Origin of the sequence: Marinomonas spartinae (genome assembly GCF_016461715.1) — a bacterium.
Taxonomy (GTDB): Bacteria; Pseudomonadota; Gammaproteobacteria; order Pseudomonadales; family Marinomonadaceae; genus Marinomonas; species Marinomonas spartinae_A.
Genome location: NZ_JAEMUI010000042.1, coordinates 1 through 8,651, shown reverse-complemented (window position 1 = coordinate 8,651; position 8,651 = coordinate 1). Strand labels below are relative to the sequence as shown.

General features: G+C 44.3%; 2 protein-coding genes. One reads left to right on the top strand and one right to left on the bottom strand.

Annotated elements, in window-relative coordinates:
• Window positions 1–3: 3 nt before the first annotated feature.
• A complete protein-coding gene (locus JHD45_RS21960; protein ID WP_325097347.1) occupies window positions 4–7,533 on the top strand; it encodes an Ig-like domain-containing protein in 7,530 nt (2,509 codons plus the stop codon).
• Between the two features lie 116 nt (window positions 7,534–7,649).
• On the opposite strand, the gene msrA is transcribed toward JHD45_RS21960, so the two are convergent.
• A complete protein-coding gene (msrA, locus tag JHD45_RS21955; protein WP_325097346.1) occupies window positions 7,650–8,312 on the bottom strand; it encodes a peptide-methionine (S)-S-oxide reductase MsrA in 663 nt (220 codons plus the stop codon).
• Window positions 8,313–8,651 lie beyond the last annotated feature (339 nt).

The window sequence follows — 8,651 nt, the reverse complement described above, 5'->3', positions numbered from 1 at the left end:
GGCATTACGATTGACCCTATTACTGCCGACGACACCATCAACGTAGCGGAATCCAAAGAGAGCATCGCGGTGACGGGTACAGTCAGTGGCGAGGTCAAAACGGGCGATACCGTGACCTTAACGGTGGACGGCCATACTTATACAGGGGCCGTGAGCAGCACCAATGGCGTGTTAGGCTACAGCATTAACGTGCCAGGCAGTGTGTTGGCGGGCGCCAGCAGCACCAGTATCCAAGCCAGCGTGACCATCAGTGACGCGGCGGGCAACAGCACCACCGCGACGGCGACAGAAGGTTACACTGTGGACACCACCGGTCCTGCGGCGGGCATTACGATTGACCCTATTACTGCCGACGACACCATTAACCTAGCGGAATCCAAAGAGAACATCGCGGTGACCGGTACGGTCAGCGGTGATGTGAAAGCGGGCGATACCGTTACCTTAACGGTGGATGGCCACACCTATACGGGTACCGTGGCTACTAACTTGACGTACAGCGTTAGTATTCCAGGCAGTGTGTTGGCGGCGGCCAGCAGCACCAGTATCCAAGCCAGCGTGACCATCAGTGACGCAGCAGGCAACAGCACCACCGCGACGGCGACAGAAGGTTACACTGTGGACACCACCGGTCCTGCGGCAGGCATTACGATTGACCCTATTACTGCCGACGACACCATTAACCTAGCGGAATCCAAAGAGAACATCGCGGTGACGGGTACAGTCAGTGGCGAGGTCAAAACGGGTGATACGGTGACGTTGACGTTGCAGGCGGCTGGTCAAGCGGCAGTAACGTACACGGGTGAGGTGAAATCGGACGGTACTTATAGTATCGATGTTAAAGGCAGTGACTTAGTGTCTGATGCGGACCATACGATAGAGGCCAGCGTGACCACCAGTGACAAAGCGGGCAACAGCACCACGGCGAGCACCACTGAAAGCTACGGTGTGGACACCACGATCAACCAACCAGGGATCGAGCTGAACGCCAGCAGCGACAGTGGCGACAGTGATAGCGACGACCTGACCAACGACACCACCCCGACGTTTACGTTGACGAATATTGATCAGGATGTAGTGAAAGTTGAAGTGTTTGATGGTAGTACGTCGTTAGGTGAGGCCACAAAAAATGCCGATGGTAAGTGGACCTTTACTGCGAAGGCTGGTGATTTGTCAGAAGGTCAAAATAACCTAACGGCTACTGCGACAGATAAAGCAGGTAATACAGCGACATCCAAAGTATTAGATGTCACCTTAGACACTAAGGTAACGGTTGACGCGGGTATTTCTGTTGAATTTTCACATATCAATACAACGACCGTTGCGTCTCAATCTGCTCAGCTTTTGGGAAGTTTGTCTTCATTCCTTAATGGTCAGCAGAACATTAAATCTGAAACGGAAGTTCAGCTAGAAAAAGATGTATTTGGGAATACCAAGTTTCTGCAATTTAATTTAGAAGCGTCGGCATTAGGCGGTGGGGACTTTGCCCTCTATGAACCGAATACAAAAGATATCAATAATATTGTATTTAATCCATCAGCACCTTTGGTTGTTCCAGCTGCAACAGTAACTGAGCCCGATACAACGGGTGTGCCTGTTCATACTGATAAAATTACTGGTGTTTATCAGATGACTTCTGATGATGAAGTGTTTGCGAAGGATACGGTTCAGTTAGATACAATAAAAGCAAACGACGATGATAATTTCCTCGAGTTTGAAGGTGACTTAAAAGGCTCAACCATTGTTACCGAAGACGGTGATGATGTAGTTGTTGCTAATGGTGACCTTGGTGGTTCTACCATTTTATTAGGTGATGGAAATGATCAAATAAAAGTGGACGGCAAGCTTTCTGGCTCGACCATTAATGCAGGTAATGGTGATGATATTATTGAAGCGACTGGAGATATGGGAGCTTCCACTTTTATTACTGGAGATGGCAAGGATTCTGTGAATCTCTCTGGTCAAATGCATGCATCCACTATTAATACGGGTAATGGCAATGATTCAGTAACTTTATCTGGTCAGATGCAAGCATCTAGTATTTATACAGGTGGTGGAGATGACGTCGTTGTCGTAGATGGCCCAATGCAGGCTTCTAGTATTTATACCGGAGACGGCAACGATATTGTTGTCGTTGATGGCGATATGGGTGCATCGACTATAGCTACCGGAGCTGGCAACGATATTATTGCCATTAATGATTTAGGGTGGTCTACCGTAAACGGTGGCTCCGGTACGGATGTTTTATATTTAGGTAAGACTGCCGATCATTATAAATTTGAGTCCATTACTTTTAGCTGTGATGTGAATGGCCTAGGCAATATGAATGGTATCTTGGTAGACAAAGATACTGGAGAGAAGCTGTTCTTTTATAACATCGAAGGTTTTGGTTTTGGTAAAGGGGATGGAGTTGCCCTGACAAACACGGAAACAACTTATGAATATAAGGTTGATATTAGTGCCGCAGTAACCAGTGTTGCGGATAACGCAGCGACGTTGACTGTTACTATTATAGGAGTACCAGATAACGCAACCCTTAGTGAAGGTACTAAAAATAGTGATGGTACATGGACAATCAATGTACCTCATACAAGTGAGGCTCTTGATTCTATCGATAAAGATCTCACGATGACGGTACCAGACGGAAACACAAATTTCTCACTTGGTATTACTGCAACAGCTACGGATGCTGCTGGCAACACAGCAACGGCTTCTGCCAATAGTGCTGTTGATGTAGGCGCTACTGAAGCCCCAGCTGTCACAATTGTTGACGACGCTAATCACGACGGTTTTATAAACAAAACTGAATTGGCAACAGGTGGGGACGGTGTTCAAATACAAGTTGCTGTTGATAATAGTCAGCTTGAAGCGGGTGGTAACGTGACGTTGACCATTGACAATGGTGAGACTGAATCGACTGTTATTTTGAGCTTGAAAGACGGCAAACTGCTTGACTCAGATGGTCAAGAATATAGTTATGATTCATCGACTGGTACGATTAGTTTTACGGAGACAGTAGCTGACGGGTCTGACATTAGTGTCGCTGCAATACAAACCAATAGCTTAGGTGTTGCGTCAGAACAAGGACAAAGTAGTGCTATCGTTGACACCACAGCCACAGCTACGCCAACTGTGAAAATTATGGACGATATCAATGATAACAAGGTTATTTCTAAAGCCGAGTTAGCATTATATGGGCCTGGTGTTCAGGTAAGTGTTTCCGTTGATGGAAAAGAATTGGAAGCGCCAAATGGCTCGGTGTCATTGAATATTACCAATAACGGTGTAGTGACGGCCGTCGCTCTGTCCTTAATTGTAAATGATGATGGTAGCTATAAAGTTGTTAGCTCAGATGAGGATGATCCTCGTACCTACAGTTATAGTGATAATACAATTACTTGGACAGAAACCGTAGATGAAGGCGCAAGCATTGATGTTAAAGCAACGCAAACAGATAGTGCTGGTAATGTATCTGGGGCTGGTGAGGATAGTGCGACAGTAGACATTACTCATACTCATTCAGACACAGGGGATGGAACAGAAGACCATATCTTATCTGTCAATGCTGATAAAGGTGTGTTGTCTAACGATTCAGACTTAGATGGTGGGTTGACGGTTTCTACCTTTACCGTTGAGGGCGATAATACATCATATTCGGTGGGTAGTACGGTTGTTATCAAAGGAACTAGCGGGGTTGATGACGGGAAAGATGTCGGCACCCTAACCTTAAATGCAGATGGTTCCTATAAATTTGTACCAACGGCAAATTGGTCTGGTGATGTTCCACAAGTGACTTATACAACGTCAACTGGGGCCAGTGATACGTTATCCATTAAAATAGCCGCAGTAGCTGATACGCCAGAGTTTGATACCACTAATAGTGTTCACTCTAATGGCCTGAACTACCATGTTTGGAATAATGTGGATTCAGGAGCCGGTCATAATGCAGTAGGTGGAAAGGGTGTTGATCCTGCTAGATTAGCTGAAATTGTTGCTAGTCATAGTGATTCTGCCGCTGCCGTGAGTTCAACCGTAGATGGCATATTTGCTGCGCCATCTAAGGACGTTGGTACGCTAACAGTCATTAATGGATTTATCTATCTTGAGAAAGGAAATACATACCAATTTACTGGCAATGGAGACGATAGTCTCTATATTAAAGTTGGCGCAGAAGTCGATGCCCAAGCGGAATGGGGGCATGATAAAGGGGCGATTGATAGTAAGACGATTACGGTGGAAGAGTCAGGGTATTATCCGATTGTGTTTGCTCACCATAATCAAACTGGGCCAGGTGATTACAATGTATCCGTCAGTATAAATAATGGTGACCCCGTCACATTAGATACTGAGCACTTTGAATTATTTACCGATGTAAAAGCGATTGAAGACGCTGGCATCGCAGTAAGTGATGATGATGGTCACTTAGATTATTACGTGCCTGAGGTACGCGATGAAGGGGCAAGTACGTCCAATATTCCTCTTACTGGTTTTACGGTCACCACCCCTGATAAAGATGGTTCTGAAACCTTGGGTACCACCGTTACGGGTGCACCTGTTGGTACGACGTTAACCATTACTGATTCGCAAGGTCACCCTGTTACCTATACCTTCGAATCGACAAATCAAGTGATTGATCTTGGTACGACGACTGATTTTAATAATATGTCGATCAAGGCTCCGGATGATTATTCAGGTAGCTTCTCTTTAGCGTTTACAGCGACATCGACTGAAGCAAGTAATCACGATACAGCGAGTGCGACAAAAGAGATTAATGTCACGGTCGATAATATGCCAACAGCCTCTGGTGGTAGTGTAGAGGGTGTTGAGGATACGGCTTTATCACTTAGCTGGAGTGAGCTTAATATTAGTGATTCGAATAGCGACTCGTCGTTAAGTATCAAAGTGACTCAGCTTTCAGGTGGCGGAGAACTGCAAGTTCAAGGTGATAATGGAAACTGGCAGACTGTAGCTGTAGGAAGTGAATTGACTAAGGCACAATTCGATGGGGGGAATGTTCGTTTTGTTCCCGGTGAAAATGAGTCTGGTATTGATGGTTATGGTGGTACAGGAGTAGGCAATCAGCAAGCTGATTACGCTCATATTGGCTTTAAACCGGTTGATAGCCACGGGCTAGAAGGAGACGAAGCCACTCTAGCGGTGGATATTAAACCGGTTGCTGACGCACCTGATCTGACCATTTCGATTGGTGATCTGGTGGATAGCGACGCTTCTGAGGTCGTTGTTAAAAATGGCGAAACGCCTGTCTTTACAATTCAAGGTGGAAATATTTCTCTTAGTGGTGGCGGTGTTGTCATTAATGCGAGCGACAGTACCTACAATAAATCAGGTAATATTAATGATAATAACTCCTCCCAAGGACATGCTGATGTTATCGTGGTCAATGGTCGATTAGACAGTGTTACATCTGGTGGACACCATTTGAATAATATCAATGGTGGCAATGGACTTGATTATCTCTACTTAAATGGCTCTCAGAGCGATTATACTATCAGTGCTGGTGTAAATATTAATAATAGCTTAAGCAACTATTATGGTTCAATTAAAGATGCTAATGGAAATATAGCCGTTAACTTTAATAATATAGGTGGCATCATCTTTGGTGATGGAACATCGTATAATGATGCTCTAAATATTACAAAATCTAGTGGTAGTAACACCTATGAGTTGGATCTGGCTGCTGCACTGACTGATACCGACGGTAGCGAGACATTAAGTGGCATTACTCTTTCTGGAGTACCAACAGGAGCGGTCATACATGGAGATGGTGTTAGTAAACTAGAAAATTGTAACTGGTATATTGATAATCCTACGGGTAAGGATCTAAAGGATCTAGGGTTAACTATTACCGTACCGAATGGTTCAGATGCATATGCTATTACAGCGACAGCAACCTCATCAGAAAGTGTTGGCGGTGACAGTGAGTCCGCTCATATGTCAGCTCAGCATGCAGAGCTAAATTTAGCGAGTGCTATATCGTCGGTAGAGTCATCTGTTCAGTTTACCGATGACAAATTTAATGATTTGACGAGAGATAGTTCCAGTGCAACCGATAGTCAATTAACTTGGGGAGCTGATAGCACCTATGGTAGAAGTGCATTGAGTGTTGAAAATGTTGCTTCATCGAGCAACGTTAACACAGGAGATGAATTCGTTGTTGCTAAACTGACTCACGTAAATCAGGAGACAAGCGTAGATAAAGACAGTTTAGTCTCAACGAACTTAGCCATTACCGCCGCTTTGACGATTAATGGAACGGTGGTAAACGTGGATTTATCGTCTTTGATTACAGCGGATGATACACTGAACTCAGGGTCTCAAACGGGCGATTCGCTGACTTTGACGGCATCTAGTATACCAGTTGAGGTGAATGGTGTTCGTTATAATGTGTCTTTAGATGGATTCTTAGACAGCAATAATCAAGTTGTGACTACCGTAACGACTCCTGAAAACCAAACGAATACTTACTCGGTTGTGGCTCATGTAGAGCCAGTTAATTCGGATTCACTAAACTCGATAACAGGTATATTGCATACGGAAGCGACTGCTGATGATCCAGTAGATCATGTTGTCGCTAGCGTGAGTCAGCCTGGAGATGTACTTTCTACTATTGATGGTGTCAGTACCATTACTAATGATCAGGGCGTATTTAGTGTAAGCGCTGATGGCCACTACACCTATACAGCCAGTGATAGCCTCATGGGATCATTAAGTAAAGGTCATTCACAAGACGTGAATTACGAGTATACCGTGGTTGATAAGGACGGTGATTCGGTCACCAATAGCATCAATATTACCGTTCATGGTACAGGAAGTACGGTTACTGAATCGAGTGGTACCACTTTTGAGTCTGGTGCATCAGCTATAGAGAATGCAGCTGGTAATCCTTATTATGCTTATTCTGACTCTGATTGGGGTAATTCTCTTCAGGGTAATAATCCTAATAACTGGCGGAGTGGAAACGATACGATTTATGGTAACGGCGGAGACGATACTATCTATGGTTTGGGCGGAAACGATTTGCTTACCGGTGATGATGGTAATGATGAACTACATGGTGGAGACGGTAATGACTTCTTATTAGGTGGTAGTGGTGATGATACGCTATTTGGTGACGCTGGTAATGATGTCTTGGACGGTGGATCGGGTCATAACGTCCTTACTGGCGGATCTGGTGATGATTTATTTATTTTAGATAAAGGCGCTACCAATACCATTACCGACTTTAATGCCAAAGATGATGCGTTAGACATAACAGATTTATTGTCTGGTGCGACAGGTGATCCTGGTAAGGATGCGTCCACTGATGCGATTGAAAGCTTTTTATCAGCCCATGTGTCGGTTACCGACAAACACGTTAAAGTTGATGGTCACGATGTAGCAACTTTTGGCAGTGGTAACTCTGGTATTGCGGATCATACATCATTTGATTCCAACGGAGATGGTCATGTAAACAGCACCGACTCGATCAAAGTGGTTTACAACGATCACGAGTACAATATCAATCTAGATGGTTAAGTCTTTTCTTTGCCGATAGATGGATGAAAAAAAGCCCGAATTACTTTGTAACTCGGGCTTTTTTACGTCCTCAATGTAATTAGCAAAACGGACTATTTTGTGGATAGACTCCGTGTTTATACGCCTAAGCCAATGGGGCAATTGACGCCAGTGCCCGCTAGTCCACAATAGCCATTTGGGTTCTTGTGTAAGTACTGCTGATGGTATTCTTCCGCGAAATAGTAAGTTTCTAGGGGTTCTATTTCGGTGGTGATCATCGCGTAGCCTGCTTCTAATAGCTGTTTTTGATAGGCCGCTTTGCTAGCTTCTACGATGGCAATATCGTCATCACTCATGACATAAATAGCAGAGCGGTATTGACTACCAATATCGTTGCCTTGACGCATTCCCTGTGTTGGGTCATGGTTTTCCCAAAAGACTTTCAAAATAGCTTCTAATGACGTTTCTTTTTTATTAAATAAGACTTTTACCACTTCAGCATGACCCGTTTGGCCTGAACAGACTTCCTCATAGGTTGGGTTAGGCGTGAAGCCGCCTGCATAGCCGACCGATGTGGTCACAACACCAGGCGTATTCCAGAGCTGACGTTCAGCTCCCCAAAAACAACCCATTCCTAGTACAACTTCACTTTCATCGGCACTTGGTTGACGTGTCATGGATTCTGAATTGACGGCATGAATGCCAGAGATAGAAAGCGGTTCCTGCCTGCCCGGTAAGGCAGCTTCTTTGTTCGCGGGTAAGGAAGACTTTTTAAGAATTTTTTCAATACTATTTGACACGATTCTTCTCCAATAGCGCATGCTCTGCTCAAGCATGATGAATGGTTGTTGAGGATGTTAATAGTGTTGTAATCATAAAATACAATGCATAAATGATTGAACATTGTTGTTGCGTTTTATTTGCATTATTTCGCGCTAAGTTTTTCTTTTTTAAAATAAAAAAGGCAAAATGGATAATTCCCTGTTGACTATTTTTATAACTTACCTATAATACGCACCTCGTTGAGACGGGGAAAGCAAAATAAACCGTTGCTTTTAAGTTAACGCCTATCTTAACGTTTCACTTTGTGAAAAAAGAATTAGTCGCGGGATGGAGCAGTCTGGTAGCTCGTCGGGCTC